Source organism: Sodalis sp. RH14 (assembly GCF_047324285.1).
Classification (GTDB): domain Bacteria; phylum Pseudomonadota; class Gammaproteobacteria; order Enterobacterales; family Enterobacteriaceae; genus Acerihabitans.
This window is the reverse complement of the sequence record NZ_CP178739.1, coordinates 1250045-1263907: the sequence shown is the minus strand read 5'-3', so window position 1 is coordinate 1263907 and position 13863 is coordinate 1250045. Positions and strand designations below refer to the sequence as shown.

Here is a 13863-nt window from a genome sequence, read left to right as displayed (position 1 = left end):
CCCCGGCCCGGTTACAAGAACCGGCTGAGAAAAGCGCGGGTGCGCGGATGCTGCGGATTGACCAGCACATCCTGTGGCGGCCCCGCCTCCACCACCACGCCCTGATCCATAAACACCACCCGATCCGCCGCCTCGCGGGCAAAGCCAATCTCATGGGTGACCACAATCATCGTCAATCCCTGATCCGCCAGGCTGCGCATGGTGGCCAGCACCTCGCCCACCAGCTCCGGATCCAGCGCCGAAGTCGGCTCATCAAACAGCATCAGCTTAGGCCGGATGGCCAGCGCCCGGGCGATAGCCACCCGCTGTTGCTGGCCGCCGGAAAGATGGCGGGGATAGGCGTCGGCCTTTTCACTCAGTCCCACCGTTTGCAACAGCTCGCGCGCGTAACGCACGGCGTCGCGGCGGCTCTGTTTATGTACGCCGATCGGCGCTTCGATAATATTTTGCAGCACCGTCATGTGGGGATAAAGATTAAACTGCTGGAAAACCATACCGATTTCCTGGCGCTGGCGTGCAATGGCCCGCGGGGACAATTTATGCAACACGCCTTTGCGCAGCTCGTAGCCCACCTGGTGATCGCCGACGATAATCGAGCCCTGGTTCATATCTTCCAGATGGTTAATACAGCGCAAAAAGGTGGATTTCCCCGATCCGGACGGTCCCAGGATCACCACCACCTCGCCCGGCAACACGTCCAGGCTGATACCCTTAAGCACCTCATGATCGCCATAACTCTTGTGCACGTCCCGGGCGCGTACCAGCGGAACGGAAGTTTGCTGAACCATTATTTTTCTCCTGCCACGCTATCCGCCGGCGCGGCCTGGCGCCGCCGGGTCACCGTCTCGCTGCGGCGGGTGCCGCGGGCGTAATAACGCTCGATGGCGGACTGCGCCACGTTCAGCACCGAGGTAATGATCAGATACCAGATCACCGCCACCATCAGCATCGGCACCACTTCAAAGGTGCGGTTATAGACCGACTGTACCGAATAGAGCAAATCGCCCATGGCGATGACACTCACCAGCGACGTGGCTTTAATCATGCTGATCAGCTGGTTGCCGGTGGGGGGAATAATCGACCGCATGGCCTGGGGGATAATAATGCGCCGCAACGCCCGGCTGCGGCTCATGCCGAACGCCTGGGTGGTTTCCACCTGGCCGGTATCCACCGACAGCAGCCCGGCGCGAATAATCTCCGCCATATAGGCGGCCTCGTTGAGCGCCAGGCCGGCAATGGCGGCGGTAAGGGGAGTAATGAGATCGTTGGTGTTCCAACTGGCGTATACCGGGCCGACAAACGGCAACCCGAGGGTCACATGCGGGAACAGCGTCGACATGTTGTACCAAAAAATCAGTTGCACCAGCAGCGGCGTGCCGCGGAAGAACCAAATATACAGGCCCGCCAGCCCGCGCAACAGCCGGTGATCGGACAGACGGGCCACCGCCAGCAGCAACCCGAGCAGCACCCCGAGCACCATGGAGATCACCGTCAGGCCCAGCGTTACGCCCAGACCGCGCAGCACCGACGCCTCGGTAAACCAGGCCCTGACCACGTGCCATTCAAAGTTTTTGTTGTTGGCGACCACCCAGACCACATCGGCGGCAATCAACAACACCACTACCCATAACACTATATGGCCCAGCCGCCCCGGCGGACGCGCATAACGCACGTCGCGCTCGGTGTCCGCGGGCGTCGGCGTGGCATCGGTAGCACGTCCGGTCATGGTTTCGCACCTGGATTGCTGGCCAGGTTACGGCCCGGCGCCTTGAGCATATTGTCCTGCAGATGCCATTTTTTCATGATGGCGGCATAGGTGCCGTTGGCAAACAATTTTTGATAGGCTTCCAGCACCACCGCGCCGAACGGCGAATCCTTCGGCACTACCGACCCCTGGAACAGATCGCCAAAGCCATTGGCTTTACCCTGTCCGCTTAATTCCAACTGCCCGTTGGTTTGCGCCACAAAATAGGTCAGGGGCGCCTGGGAGGAGAAAAAGGCGTCGACCCGGCCGGAACGCACCGCCAGCACCGACGTGGGCTGATCGGTAAAGGAGGCGACGGTCACCGGCGCCTTGCCCGCAGCGACGCAGGTGGCGGACTGTTTGCGGATGACCTGCTCGGCTGAACCGGCCGCCATGACCGCGATGCGCTTGCCGCAGGTATCAATCAGGCTGTTGATGGCGGCCGGATTGCCCTTAGGCACGGCGAACACCACGAATTCCTGCACAAAATCGATAAAATCATTTTTCTGTTCCCGGTCGGGAAAATCGCCGATCGGACCGATAGCCATCTGGTAGCGGCCGGAATTAATGCCGCTCAACACGCCGGACAGACCGCTGACCGACGCGTGTTCGATCTTAACGCCCAGCAGCTGCCCCAGCGCCTGGGCTAAATCGGCGCTGGCGCCGTCCAGGGAATGGGTGCTGGTGGCAATCTCATAAGGAGGGAACGATCCGTTATTAACGGATATAATCCGGCCCGACTGCTGGATATCCTGGGGTAACTTAGCGTGCAGCGCGGTATCCAGCGCCTGCACCGGCAGCGCGTCATCCGCCAGCGCGCCGCCCGACAGCGCCAGGCAGAACAGGGCAACCAGCCGTTTTTTCATTACATTCATTACATTTCCCCTGATGTCGATAACCTAGTGATGATTGCAGCTCGCGTCTTAGCGCTCACGCAGCTGCGGCGCGGCAAAACAGCGGTTTTCCAGCACCGGCAATACCCGCCGCGCATGGGCGACCCGCTCGGCGTCCAGCTCGGTGAACACCAGCGCCGGCGCTTCGGCGGCATGGGCAATGGCAACGCCCAGCGGATCGACAACCATGCTGTTGCCGATATTGCGCTCGCCGCATTCTCCCACCGCCACCATATAACAGGTGTTCTCCAATGCCCGCGCGGTGACCAGCACCTCCCAGTGCATTTCCTTCAGCGGCCCCTTGACCCAGGCGGCAGGCAGCACCAGCACCTGGGCGCCATCCAGCGCCAGCCGGCGCGCCAGTTCGGGGAAACGCACGTCATAGCAGGTCATCAGCCCTACTTTCATGCCCGCCACATCCACCAGCGGCGGCACCTCGCTGCCGGGCGTGACGTTTTTCGATTCCTGCACGGCAAACGCGTCGTAAAGATGCAGTTTGCGATAGCGGGCGATAATTTCGCCGTGGCGAATAGCGATCAGTACATTAAACGCATGGCCGTCGCCGGTGGGCGTGTGCACGCTCATCATGGTGGTAAGCTGGGTGCCCCGGCTGGCGGCGCACAACGTGCTGACAAACGGCCCGTCCAGCGGCTGGGCCGACTTAAGCACTAAATCCGGGTCGGCGATATCCCGCGCCAGGATGCCCTCGGGCAGCACCAGCAAATCCGCGCCCCCCGCCAGGGCGCGGTCCATCAGGTCGAGGCAGGTTGCTAAATTGGTTTCCCATTCCCGGCTCACTGCAAATTGTCCTAATGCGACTTTCATTGTCCGTCCTCCTGCAGATTATGATAATGGGTAAGGAAAGAGTTCCGTCGGCGTAAGGCAACGTGACGTCAGTCCCTGCTCAAAAAGCTCAGCGGCAAAGTCCGCCACCATCCGCTGGTTGGCGTCAAAACCGTTTCGATTCCAGTCCGCCGGCAGGTCGCGTGCGGTACGCGCCAGATCGTCCATCAGCCAGGGCGTGGTATCGGCATACTTGACCCGCTTGTCGTGCCACAGACGGGCCGACTGCGTAATGATATCGCTCAGCGCCTGGGGCAGCTCCGGATGGGCTTGCGCCAGCGCCGGCTTGATGCCCAGCACATGGATTCCCGGGATATACCCCACCGCGTTAAAATAATCGAGTTCCGCCTGGCGAAAATCCTTCTGCAACTGGCGCAGATCCGAGGCGGGGGAAAAAAATCCGTTCGGCATAAAGGGAGTGAATACCGCGTCCAGCTCCCCCGCCCGTAATAAGGTCAGCAGCGGCCGCTCCCCGGGCGCGGCCTCGATACGCCCCGCGCGGCCGAAGCCGGCCAGGCGGTCGACCACCGGATGATCGTCTGTCAAACGGCCCACATACCAGGTGGCGTCATCGATACCCACCCCTTCGCGCTTCAGCAGGGTACGGGTCCAGGTATTGCCGGAATCCTGCCAGCCGGTCAGCCCGATACGTTTGCCGCGCAGTTGCCCGAGGGTGGTCAGCGGGCTGGTCTTGGTGGTGATGATGCAGCGTTGCCGGAACCCGCGCATCAGGAAGTGCGGCAGCGCCAGCAGGGAGTTATCGCCGCGGGCGACCGCCTGGGCATACCGGCTGAACGAGACTTCGCCGGCGTCAAAGTCGGCGCTGGTGGCGATGGAGTCCACCAGCGTGCCCACGCGATGGATTTCCAGGGAAAAACCTTGCGGCCTGAGATCGCCCAATGCCAGGGGAGTAAAATAATCCCAATCCCTGACCGCCAGCCTGATAGTGTATGCCACGTTGTTCCCCCATGCCGGCGTGCTTTCTTTTACCGGACATTAACAGTTGTAGACCATTTTGGTTTCGATTGATTAATTTCGATACTAAAACCACTTTGTTCAATGTACAATGTTAACTTTGTTACTGTACAAAGTTTATTCTTATGGATAATGCTCTTGAGGCCGGCTGGCTGGCCGAACGCATCCAGGATCGGACGATTAAAGGTATTGCGCTGGCGACCGCGGCGCTTATCGGCAGCGGCGCCATTGCCGTAGGCGTACAGCTGCCGGCGGTGCGCGAACTGGCCGGCCTGCTGGATGTCAGCCCGGCAACCGTATCCGCCGCCTGGGGGCAGCTGCGGCGGCAAAAAGTCATCGCCGGCGCCGGGCGCAACGGCGTATGGGTGTGCGGCAATATCGTCACGCCGCGGCCGGTGCGGTTCGAGGCCATCGGCAATTTCGGCGACAATATCATGGCCGACCTGACCCTGGCCGCGCCCGATCCGGCCTATTTGCCGGATCTGCGCGAGGCGCTGCTGCGCGGCGGGAGGGCGATAAACCTCAACAGCTACCGGCGCGAACCGATAAGCCAGGTATTGCAACAGGCCATCGCGCCGCGCTGGCCCTATCCCGCCGAGGCCTACCTCGCGGCGGACGGCGGTTTTGACGCCATGTACCAAACATTGCAAACCCTGATTATGCCCGGCGCCACGGTGGCGATTGAAGATCCCACCGCCACGCGGTTGCTGGATATGCTGGATAATGTGGGCGCGGACATTATCGCCGTCCCCTGCGATGGGCAAGGCCCTACCCCCGCGGGGCTTGAGGCGGCGCTCAGGCGTAGTCCGGTAGCTTTTATCTACCAACCGCGCACCCATTCCACAACCGGCCATACGGTTAGCCGGCAGCGCGCCGACGATATGGCGCATTTACTGCGCGCCTGCGCGACGCTGATAATTGAGGATGACGGCATCGGCGAGCTGTCCGCGCATCCGGTCCACAGCCTGGGCAATATTTACCCGCAGCGTACCGTGCATGTACGTTCATTTTCCAAAGCCTATGGCCCGGATTTGCGGCTGGCGGTGATCTCCGCTTCCAGTGATATCATCCGGCGTATTCAGTCGGTACGTAACTTCGGCGCCAGCTGGACCAGCAGGATATTGCAGGAAGCGGTGGCCTGGATGATGACCGATGGCATTACCCAGCAGACGCTTGCCGCCGCCCGGCATTGTTATGCCCAGCGCCGCCGGGCGCTGTTGCGCGCGCTGGCGCAGCGTGGGGTGGTGTTGCCGGATCGGGACGGGCTGAGCATCCAGATCCCGGTGCCGTCGGAGCAATATGCCCTGGTGACACTGGCGGCTCACGGTATCGCGGTGATGCCCGGCAAACGGCATAGTATCGGACCCAGCCGCTTTATCCGGGTATCGACGTCCCTGCTGGAAGCCGATCGGGTCGAGCTGGTGGCCGATGCCATCCAGTTGGCCTGCCGCCATGGCGACGACAATACTGTTCAGTAAAGGAAAGTAATGTATAATCGCGCCAGGAGATGACATTCCTCCTTTAACCGCCGTTTTTGGCTGATGATGTCTACGTTTACCTGCTCGGGTTGGGGGACGTAGTCATTGTGTTCGCCCTGCTGAGTTTTTCATTCCTTAAATTAATTAAAAAGGTTCTTATGTTTACCCTTTTATCAGCCGTGTTTATTGGTGGGGGGATCGGCAGCGTATTGCGCTGGTGGCTCAGCCTGAAGCTCAGCGGCAGCGGTTTTGCCATTCCTGTCGGCACCCTGGCGGTTAACCTGGTCGGCGCCTTTATCATCGGCCTGTTTATGGCGTTGTTTCTCCGTCTCACTCATATCGACCCGTTCTGGAAACTGTTTATCACCACCGGTTTTTGCGGCGGCCTGACCACTTTTTCTACCTTTTCGGCGGAAGTGGTTACCCTGATGATGACCGGGCAGATGCTTTGGGCGGGGGTGAATATTCTGCTGAATCTGGTCGGTTCGCTTGCCATGACGTTGTTGGCGGTGGGATTGGTGAATCTGTTCGGCCCGCCGGTGCCGTTATAAGGTGGCACACTCTCCCTTTGACACGCTCGTTGCAGGATTTGTGTTAGCGGGCATACCGTGCCATGGGGCGCTCGGTCGGGGGAAAACCCCACGCCCGATTCGACCCCATCGGCACGCTCTCCCTTTGACACGCTCGTTGCAGGATTTGTGTTAGCGGGCATACCGTGCCATGGGGCGCTCGGTCGGGCGAAAACCCCACGCCCGATTCGACCCCATCGGCACGCTCTCCCTTTGACACGCTCGTTGCAGGATTTGTGTTAGCGGGCCTACCGCGCCATGGGGCCTCGGTCGGGCGAAAAAACACGCCCGATTCGACCCCATTGGCACGCTCTCCCTTGAACACGTCTGCTTTGAGCTCGGTGTTGGCGGGCATACCGTGCCATGGGGCGCTCGGTCGGGCGAAAAAACACGCCCGATTCAACCCCATTGGCACGCTCTCCCTTGAACACGCCTGCATTGCGTTCTGTGTTGGCGGGCATACCGTGCCATGGGGCGCTCGGTCGGGCGAAAACCCCACGCCCGATTCGGCCCCATCGGCACGCTCTCCCTTGAACACGCCTGCATTGCGTTCGGTGTTGGCGGGCCTACCGTGCCATGGGCCGCTTTCCCTTTAACACCTTGTCGCTCAGTTCGGCGATTACGGGATTTCAGGCATAAAAAAAACCCGCATTAAGCGGGTTTTTCAGAATACTGGCTATCTTAAATAGCTGTAACGTCAGCAGCCGATGGGCCTTTGGCGCCGTTAGTGATTTCAAATTCAACGCGTTGGCCTTCGGCCAGCGTTTTGAAACCATTACTCTGGATGGCGGAGAAATGAACAAACACATCTTTACTGCCATCTTCAGGAGTAATGAAACCGAATCCTTTAGATTCATTGAACCACTTAACGCTACCTTTAATCTTAGACATCAAACTTACCTTTCAATAAATGATAGACACAAACTCTGTGTCGGGTAGTAGTACAGCAAGTGGCAAGCCCTTTGTCCAGCTTAAGATCGCTAAAACGTGACAAGAAATAGTAAAATAAGATTTTAACCAGGCATCAGCCTGCTATTGCATATTATAGACCAGGGAAACCGCCGTCTTGGTATCGGTGTGTTTCGGCGCGCTATCCGGCGTGGTGCTGTTATAAGTGACATCATAGGTCATCTTCAACGCAAAATGGCTATTGATGGCCACGCTCAGCCCGGTTTCGGAATTCGCCGTGATATCCTCGTTACCAAGAATGGAAACGCCCTGGATAAATTGCGTGCTGTCGGTCAGCTGATAAGCATAAGATGCCGCACCGTAGGCCAATGCCTTGGTCTGGCGACCGCCGCCCTGGAATTCATCGTGCCTTACGCCGGGACCCGCTTCCAACCGCAGGTGGCTGACCGGTCCGTTCAAGACCTGCCGGCCGTAACCCGCGGTCAGGGTTGAACGCGAGCGATAACCGTTGAAACGATCGCTTAACCAGCTGCCCTGCGTAAACAGGAAATTATCATCATCCAAATTATGACGCGCACGCGCACCGGCCTGATACTTTTCCGAAGAGCGTTCATCATCGGTTGAGTTATTTGCCGCTTCGGCCCAGATACTGTAGGCATTGGTCGGCTGGAACCAGGTCATGGTGCTGCTTGCCGCCAGTGAAGAGCTGGTGGAGTTGCCGGACTGCGCGTTGTAGCCGGCTTGAAGATTGCCGTCGAAACTTTTTTTCGCAGTGGAAGGATCGTCCAGTGCGGTAAAGATATCCGTATCAGCAAAAGTCGAAAAACTAGCCAGGGACATTCCCAGGATAGTCAGAAGCCATACTGCCCGAGAGCGGCCATTGCGTAACATAATTTACCTATCAAATGATTTTGAGGTTTTTAAACCAGCGAGTAACGAAAGGCTGATAGTGTAACGAATCGACACGGCAGGTGTACTGGTAATTTTTTGTAATATTGGTAACAAAAATTAATACACCGCGGTTTTCTTATCACCCGCCTACGGGTCCCCAGCCGGGATAAACACAAAAAAACGAGTCTTTTCAGCGTACTTATAAAATAAATTTTAGTATTTTGGCACTGATTTCGCACTCTTGGCGCTTACAATGGATCCGGACTATATTTTAGGATTAATCCTAAAAGAAGCCATCTCACTGTCGCCGCAGCATATTGTCGTCAACACCGCCTTCTCGGCAACAATTATCGCTTTTGCTCTACAAAAATTAACTTTTAAGCAACAAATAAATTGCGCTTATCATCGTCATCCAGAATAGCGCGCTGAATAGGAAAACCATTGCCCAGGCCCTATAGTGCGTAATATGCATTTTCGCGGATCCATGAACTCATGATATTAAAGCCGCTAGTATAAGAACATCCGCAGGGCGCGATGGCAGGATAAAAGAGGTGAATTGGCGTTATTTCAAACGATCGGCCTGCGTCACCGGCCGGGAGGCAAAACTGACGCCGTGCCCGGCCACGCCGCACTTATATATAGAGGGACAATTCGCCCAACGGACGCGTCTTAAAGCGACGGTGCATCCAGAGGTATTGGTCAGGCGCGCGCATGATTTCCTGTTCGACGATTTTATTCATATAGCAGGTTGCGGCCATTTCATCGTCCAGCGGATAATTTTCCAGCTGCGGCTGGATCAGCAGACGGTACCCCTTGCCGTTCTTTTTACGGATCAGCACCACCGGCACCAGCTTCGGCTGTGCCAGCCGGGCCAGCGTATAGGTGCCGCGGGTTGTAGCCGCCTGGTCAACCGCGAAGAAAGGGGCAAAAATACTGCCGCGCGGGCCATAATCCTGATCGGGAGCAAACCAGACCGTTTCGCCCTGCTTGAGCGAATGGACCATGCCGCGTAAATCCTTGCGGTCCAGCATCGCCTTGTTGGACCGCATCCTGCCCCAGGTTTGTACCAGTTCCATGGCTTTATTATTATGGGGACGGTACATGGCCATCATCGGCTGGCACAGCCCCATGGCGCGTCCGCCCAGCTCAAGGGACATAAAATGGATGCCGATGACCATAACCCCCTGGTTATGTTCGTTCGCCCGCTGCAGATTGTGCAGGCCGAAGACGTCAAACCAGCGTTTAACGCGGGCATCCGACCAGAACCAGGCCATGCCGGTTTCCATTAAGCCCATGCCGGCGGAGGTGAAATTATTGATGATAGTCCGCTCGAGCTTCTGCTTATCCATATTGGGAAAACAGAGTTCCAGGTTACGGCGCGTAATCGCGGCCCGGCGTTTCAGGAATGGCATCGATAAACGGCCAAGCCAGCCGCCCAGGGTATGCAACACCGGATAAGGCAGTTGCACCAACAGGAAAAGCACTCCCAGGCCGAACCAGGTCAGCCAGTAACGCGGGTGGAGGAGCGAAAGCGAAAATTTTTGCGGGTATGCCATTTCATTGATTCTTCATAAAGTTGTTGGGAACACCATTCAAGGCGCTCCATCAATCCTGGTCCTGATCGTTAAGCCAATAATCGCCGGATGCTATCAGCGCGAAGATCTCATGGTTTATTGCTAAAGGAGGCGAAGAGCGGCATTGACGGCGACCTCAAGCATCCCAACAAGCGCGCGGGCAAACCAAAACAGGTATTCTCAGTCATCAGACATCCGCACAGGAGGTAACGATAAAAGGCGCTTATTTTCTTAGGCTGCCCAGCCTAGCGATTCTGCAGATATATTACCATACGCCGGCGGCGGATTTACCAAAAATGACAATAGGTTATCTTCCCGTCCCGCCTGGCCGGACATAGTTGATAACGATTACAGGCGAAAAACCGACATTCAGGCGCCACGGTTTTCCGCCTCAGACCGTCACGGCAAGCCCCCTGCCCCTACAGCGGTCCGCCTAAGATGGTGTCGGCCAGGCCGGTAAGAATATTTTCCCCGGTTTCATTTTCCAGATCTTGATACCAGCGGCGGGTGGCCTGGGGATCTTTGCCATGGGTAATATCGCACCGCTTGCGGGCTTTCAGCACCAGCGACCTGACCCGCTCCACCCGCTTTTCCTGGTAGCGCAGCAGGGCATCTTCAATGCCGAGAGAATGCGTGCGCAGCGCCAGCGCCAGTACCACGGCGTCTTCCATCGCCGCGCAGCCTCCCTGCCCGATGTCAGGCGTGGTGCTATGGGCCGCGTCGCCCAGCAGGGCCACCCGACCGCGCGTAAAGGTGCTGAACGGCTCGATATCATGGATTTCCACCCGATTGACGCCCAAGGGATCCAGCTGCGTTATCAACCGCTGCACCGGCGCGCACCAGCCGGAAAAATACTCCCGTAAAGCTTCCCGCGCCCGGCCGCGCTCCTGTTCCAGCCCTTTTGGCAGCGGCACGTCAAAAAAATAATAAAAGCGCCGGCCCGCCACCGGCATCAGCGATACCCGCTTGCCCTGGCCGACAAACGTGGTCCACTGGTTAGCCGGCGCGATGTCCTCGTCGACGGCTACCAGGCCGTTCCAGTTGACGTAGCCCGCATAGCGCCGCGCCACCCGGTGGCCCAGCACATAATCCCGCGCCAGAGAGTGGGTGCCATCAGCACCGATAAGCAGATCGCCGGTAGCGGCGCTGCCGTCCGCAAACCATGCCGTTACCTGGGAGCCATTATCCTCAATGCGCGTCAGGCGTTTATTGAGAAAGACGCGCTCGCGGCCGAATTCATCCAATAACATGGCTTGCAGCTCGGCGCGGGCGGTGGGATACGGGAACTCACCGACGCGCTCCACCAGCGGGCGCAGGGGAAAACGGGTCAGGATTCGCCCGGTACGATAATCCGCGTATGCCATAGTGGCCATATCGCCGCCAAGGGCTTTTATCTGTGGGCCAAGACCCAAAAAATTCAGACATTTAACACCATTAGGCCAAATGGAAATGGCCGCCCCCACCGGCTTGATATCCGTGACCGCTTCATAGATTTCGGTTTGATAGCCGACATTGCGCAGCGCGATGCCCGCGCTGGCGCCCCCCATCCCCGCACCAATGATAATCGCTTTCATCGTAATGTCCTTTTATTGGCAAGCCCTCCTTCGTGGAAGCAATTTGAATGCCATTATTATAATTTATTGATTTTAAATAATTTTATTCAAATTTAAATTTTAGCCACCTCGACACGGCCCTGGTTTGCACTATGGGAGACCGTTTACGGTTGCTGGCCAGAAACCCCGGCCGGGCTGATTTTTGCACAGGCCTTTATATATACTCAGTATTTATTTATACTGAGTATATAAAATACCGACAGAGAGGTGTAACCCGCGCGTCCGCCAGGGAATCGCGCGCACGCCAGGCGACCGCACATTGCCAAAAGCGCCGCAGACCTGCGTGCGCAAATCCGTCTGGTGCCGCCAGTTTTTTTTACCGTCAACGCATAACCAAGGCCGCTCGCCTTGCGTTTTTCCAGGGGAGTTTTTTATGAAAGCAGTGCAATTCAGCGCATACGGCGGTCCCGAAGTCCTGCAGGTGGCGGATATTAACGAACCCCACGCCGGTCCCGGCCAGGTGCGGATTGCCGTCCGGGCCGCCGGCGTCAACCCTTCGGACGGCATGAAGCTTCGGGCCGGCTGCTGGCGCGGCCGGCCTATTGCGCTGCCTTCGGGCATCGGTGTCGAGGGCGCGGGCGTGGTGGATGAAGTCGGCGAAGGCAGTACCGACGTTAGCCTTGGCGATGCCGTCTTCGGCTACGGCATTAACACGGCGGCGCAATACGCGGTTCTGACCCATTGGGCCCGCAAGCCCGACGGCCTGCCGTTCGCGCAGGCGGGTGGTTTCCCGGTGGTGGTCGAAACCGCGACGCGCATTCTTGCGCAGGTTGGCGTGAAGGCCGGCGAAACGCTGCTGGTGAACGGGGCGGCCGGTGGCGTTGGTTCCGCGGTAATCCAATTCGCACGTTACCGCGGGATCATCGTCATTGGCACCGCGAGCGCCCCGAAGCATGAATACCTGCGCGGGCTCGGCGCCGTCCCGACAACCTATGGCCCGGGCCTGGTTGAAAGAATCGGCCACATCGCGCCGGCCGGCGTCAATGCCGCACTCGATCTGGCCGGCCCGGGCATCCTTCCCACGCTTATCGCGCTGGTCGGCGATCCTTCCCGCGTTCTTTCCATTGTTGATGCCACCGCGCCGCTGCACGGGGCGCAGGGATCTTTCGCGCCACAGAACCATCCTGAACGGGTCTTGTCCGAAGCGGCGCGGCTGTATACGGAAGGCGTGTTCCACATGCCTCTGGATAAGACATTCCCGCTTGAACAAGCCGCAGAGGCATATAAACGCAGCGCCGCAGGACATGCCGCGGGCAAGCTGGTGATCACCCTTGGTTGAATGACCTTAATGAAGATGGGATGCAAAAAGGGCCGGAACCGGCGGCGCGCCGGGGTGTTGAAGCAGTGGCATTAGGGCGTGCGGGTTAAGAACCCGCACGCCGGCTGCAGCATTAGCGCGCCATAACGCCCGCATCGGCGCTATGGGAAGCCATAGCCGCCGATGACTATTTTTGCCGTCTTTCCACGCCGCTGGCCTTCTTATGGGTCTTAGCCGGCTGCGGCTTGGCGACGGCCTCATCGGCAAAGGCATAGTCGCCATCGTGATAGACCACAAAGGCCTGGCATTCGACGGTCGGCTTTTGCACGCGATGCAGCGTTAAGCGGCTGAATTTCATGACGCCGTCGTTTACGGTCACCGTACTGTACTCGTTCTTGACATTGACGTTGTACAGATTGTCGCCGCGCCAGGTCAGCTTGCCCCGCCGCGCGATGGTGCGCTGCCATTGACGGCAATCAAGGGTGTCGCCCGACCGGGTCACGATAAAAGTGGCGATGGCGGCCGGATCGGCCAGCTCCTTTTGCGGCCCGGTGGTCATCCACACGCCGGCCACGTCCGCAGGCGCGGCGGTTTTGGCCGCAGAGGGATAGTCGGTATAACCGGCGCACCCGCTCAGGGTCAATGCCAGCAGACCCCAGACACAATTTTTCGTCATACCCATATCCTTATTAAGTCGAAGCGGAATTTTAGCATTAAAATTCGCGAAGACATAAAAAAACCCCGACAGAGTCGGGGTTCGGAATCTTTGGGTTGGGTTAGGGTTACTTGACTGCTCCGGCCTGGGCCATCATCGCTATCGCAAGAACCTTACCACAGCCTCAGCTGTATATTACAGCGCAACGACGTTAGTTGCAGACGGGCCTTTCTGGCCTTGTTCGATGTTGAACTCGACCTGTTGGCCTTCGTCCAGGGTTTTGAAATCATTGCTCTGGATTGCAGAGAAGTGAACGAACACATCTTTGCTACCGTCAGCAGGGGTGATGAAACCAAAACCTTTACCAGCATCAAACCATTTTACTGAACCGGTCATTTTATTAGACATTGTTGTTTCCTTTTAATAGGGCCGCCATAAGGCGATTGTGGTCTGCTTGTCAG

The 13863-nt window shown here is 57.9% G+C and carries 15 protein-coding genes and 1 riboswitch; of the genes, 4 read left to right on the top strand and 11 right to left on the bottom strand.

The window, feature by feature from the left end; genetic code table 11:
* Positions 1-11: 11 nt before the first annotated feature.
* Genes ACL2XQ_RS05580 through ACL2XQ_RS05560 form a run of 5 tightly spaced genes read right to left on the bottom strand, consistent with a single transcriptional unit; the run spans position 12 to position 4437 of the window.
* Complete coding sequence (locus ACL2XQ_RS05580; RefSeq protein WP_413730765.1) at positions 12-788, bottom strand: amino acid ABC transporter ATP-binding protein; 777 nt, start codon at positions 786-788, stop codon at positions 12-14.
* On the bottom strand, positions 788-1726 hold the full coding sequence (locus ACL2XQ_RS05575) for an amino acid ABC transporter permease (RefSeq protein ID WP_410016109.1): 939 nt from the start codon (positions 1724-1726) through the stop codon (positions 788-790). Before ACL2XQ_RS05575 ends, ACL2XQ_RS05580 begins: the two co-directional genes overlap by 1 nt.
* The gene (locus ACL2XQ_RS05570) at positions 1723-2610 is read right to left on the bottom strand and encodes an ABC transporter substrate-binding protein (RefSeq protein ID WP_413740502.1); all 888 of its coding nucleotides are present in this window, start codon (positions 2608-2610) and stop codon (positions 1723-1725) included. Before ACL2XQ_RS05570 ends, ACL2XQ_RS05575 begins: the two co-directional genes overlap by 4 nt.
* A 57-nt stretch (positions 2611-2667) precedes the next feature.
* Positions 2668-3462: a deaminated glutathione amidase gene (locus tag ACL2XQ_RS05565; protein ID WP_413740123.1), complete on the bottom strand. Its 795-nt coding sequence runs from the start codon at positions 3460-3462 to the stop codon at positions 2668-2670.
* An 18-nt stretch (positions 3463-3480) separates the two neighbouring features.
* Positions 3481-4437, bottom strand: coding sequence for a nitrate ABC transporter substrate-binding protein (locus ACL2XQ_RS05560; protein WP_413740122.1), 957 nt, complete (start codon positions 4435-4437; stop codon positions 3481-3483).
* A gap of 143 nt (positions 4438-4580) precedes the next feature.
* On the opposite strand from ACL2XQ_RS05560, the gene ACL2XQ_RS05555 reads away from it, so the two are divergent.
* Together ACL2XQ_RS05555 and crcB are read left to right on the top strand one after the other, a co-directional pair.
* The gene (locus tag ACL2XQ_RS05555; RefSeq protein WP_413740121.1) at positions 4581-5933 is read left to right on the top strand and encodes an aminotransferase class I/II-fold pyridoxal phosphate-dependent enzyme; all 1353 of its coding nucleotides are present in this window, start codon (positions 4581-4583) and stop codon (positions 5931-5933) included.
* A 16-nt stretch (positions 5934-5949) separates the two neighbouring features.
* Positions 5950-6013: riboswitch (Fluoride riboswitch) on the top strand.
* Between the two features lie 78 nt (positions 6014-6091).
* Entirely contained in the window at positions 6092-6484 is a 393-nt protein-coding gene (crcB, locus tag ACL2XQ_RS05550) for a fluoride efflux transporter CrcB (RefSeq protein WP_410016113.1), read from the top strand.
* Between the two features lie 699 nt (positions 6485-7183).
* On the opposite strand, the gene cspE is transcribed toward crcB, so the two are convergent.
* Positions 7184-7393 (bottom strand): transcription antiterminator/RNA stability regulator CspE, encoded by a 210-nt coding sequence (gene cspE / locus ACL2XQ_RS05545; protein ID WP_331118480.1) that lies wholly within the window; start codon positions 7391-7393, stop codon positions 7184-7186.
* A gap of 141 nt (positions 7394-7534) precedes the next feature.
* Positions 7535-8302 (bottom strand): YdiY family protein, encoded by a 768-nt coding sequence (locus ACL2XQ_RS05540; RefSeq protein WP_410016114.1) that lies wholly within the window; start codon positions 8300-8302, stop codon positions 7535-7537.
* A gap of 253 nt (positions 8303-8555) precedes the next feature.
* Between ACL2XQ_RS05540 and ACL2XQ_RS05535 the strand changes: the two genes are divergently transcribed.
* Positions 8556-8723 (top strand): hypothetical protein, encoded by a 168-nt coding sequence (locus tag ACL2XQ_RS05535; RefSeq protein ID WP_413731178.1) that lies wholly within the window; start codon positions 8556-8558, stop codon positions 8721-8723.
* Positions 8724-8934: 211 nt separating this feature from the next.
* Here the strand turns inward: ACL2XQ_RS05535 and lpxP are convergent, their stop codons facing one another.
* On the bottom strand, positions 8935-9858 hold the full coding sequence (gene lpxP, locus ACL2XQ_RS05530; protein ID WP_410016115.1) for a kdo(2)-lipid IV(A) palmitoleoyltransferase: 924 nt from the start codon (positions 9856-9858) through the stop codon (positions 8935-8937).
* A gap of 437 nt (positions 9859-10295) precedes the next feature.
* The gene (hpxO, locus tag ACL2XQ_RS05525) at positions 10296-11450 is read right to left on the bottom strand and encodes an FAD-dependent urate hydroxylase HpxO (RefSeq protein WP_413722282.1); all 1155 of its coding nucleotides are present in this window, start codon (positions 11448-11450) and stop codon (positions 10296-10298) included.
* Between the two features lie 412 nt (positions 11451-11862).
* Between hpxO and ACL2XQ_RS05520 the strand changes: the two genes are divergently transcribed.
* Positions 11863-12768 carry an NADP-dependent oxidoreductase gene (locus ACL2XQ_RS05520; protein WP_413722281.1) on the top strand — a complete coding sequence of 302 codons (906 nt, stop codon included), beginning with the start codon at positions 11863-11865 and terminating at the stop codon, positions 12766-12768.
* A 166-nt stretch (positions 12769-12934) separates the two neighbouring features.
* On the opposite strand, the gene ACL2XQ_RS05515 is transcribed toward ACL2XQ_RS05520, so the two are convergent.
* Together ACL2XQ_RS05515 and cspA are read right to left on the bottom strand one after the other, a co-directional pair.
* A complete protein-coding gene (locus ACL2XQ_RS05515; RefSeq protein WP_410016118.1) occupies positions 12935-13423 on the bottom strand; it encodes a hypothetical protein in 489 nt (162 codons plus the stop codon).
* 174 nt (positions 13424-13597) lie between these two features.
* On the bottom strand, positions 13598-13810 hold the full coding sequence (gene cspA / locus ACL2XQ_RS05510) for an RNA chaperone/antiterminator CspA (protein ID WP_131864725.1): 213 nt from the start codon (positions 13808-13810) through the stop codon (positions 13598-13600).
* Positions 13811-13863 lie beyond the last annotated feature (53 nt).

What these genes read in the sequence shown, in the direction of transcription:
- ACL2XQ_RS05565 (WP_413740123.1), bottom strand. Translation starts at nt 3,462, where the DNA reads ATGAAAGTCGCATTAGGACAATTTGCAGTGAGCCGGGAATGGGAAACC.
- cspA (WP_131864725.1), bottom strand. Translation starts at nt 13,810, where the DNA reads ATGTCTAATAAAATGACCGGTTCAGTAAAATGGTTTGATGCTGGTAAA.
- ACL2XQ_RS05515 (WP_410016118.1), bottom strand. Translation starts at nt 13,423, where the DNA reads ATGACGAAAAATTGTGTCTGGGGTCTGCTGGCATTGACCCTGAGCGGG.
- ACL2XQ_RS05570 (WP_413740502.1), bottom strand. Translation starts at nt 2,610, where the DNA reads ATGAAAAAACGGCTGGTTGCCCTGTTCTGCCTGGCGCTGTCGGGCGGC.
- hpxO (WP_413722282.1), bottom strand. Translation starts at nt 11,450, where the DNA reads ATGAAAGCGATTATCATTGGTGCGGGGATGGGGGGCGCCAGCGCGGGC.
- ACL2XQ_RS05535 (WP_413731178.1), top strand. Translation starts at nt 8,556, where the DNA reads ATGGATCCGGACTATATTTTAGGATTAATCCTAAAAGAAGCCATCTCA.
- ACL2XQ_RS05575 (WP_410016109.1), bottom strand. Translation starts at nt 1,726, where the DNA reads ATGACCGGACGTGCTACCGATGCCACGCCGACGCCCGCGGACACCGAG.
- ACL2XQ_RS05580 (WP_413730765.1), bottom strand. Translation starts at nt 788, where the DNA reads ATGGTTCAGCAAACTTCCGTTCCGCTGGTACGCGCCCGGGACGTGCAC.
- ACL2XQ_RS05520 (WP_413722281.1), top strand. Translation starts at nt 11,863, where the DNA reads ATGAAAGCAGTGCAATTCAGCGCATACGGCGGTCCCGAAGTCCTGCAG.
- lpxP (WP_410016115.1), bottom strand. Translation starts at nt 9,858, where the DNA reads ATGGCATACCCGCAAAAATTTTCGCTTTCGCTCCTCCACCCGCGTTAC.
- ACL2XQ_RS05540 (WP_410016114.1), bottom strand. Translation starts at nt 8,302, where the DNA reads ATGTTACGCAATGGCCGCTCTCGGGCAGTATGGCTTCTGACTATCCTG.
- cspE (WP_331118480.1), bottom strand. Translation starts at nt 7,393, where the DNA reads ATGTCTAAGATTAAAGGTAGCGTTAAGTGGTTCAATGAATCTAAAGGA.
- ACL2XQ_RS05555 (WP_413740121.1), top strand. Translation starts at nt 4,581, where the DNA reads ATGGATAATGCTCTTGAGGCCGGCTGGCTGGCCGAACGCATCCAGGAT.
- crcB (WP_410016113.1), top strand. Translation starts at nt 6,092, where the DNA reads ATGTTTACCCTTTTATCAGCCGTGTTTATTGGTGGGGGGATCGGCAGC.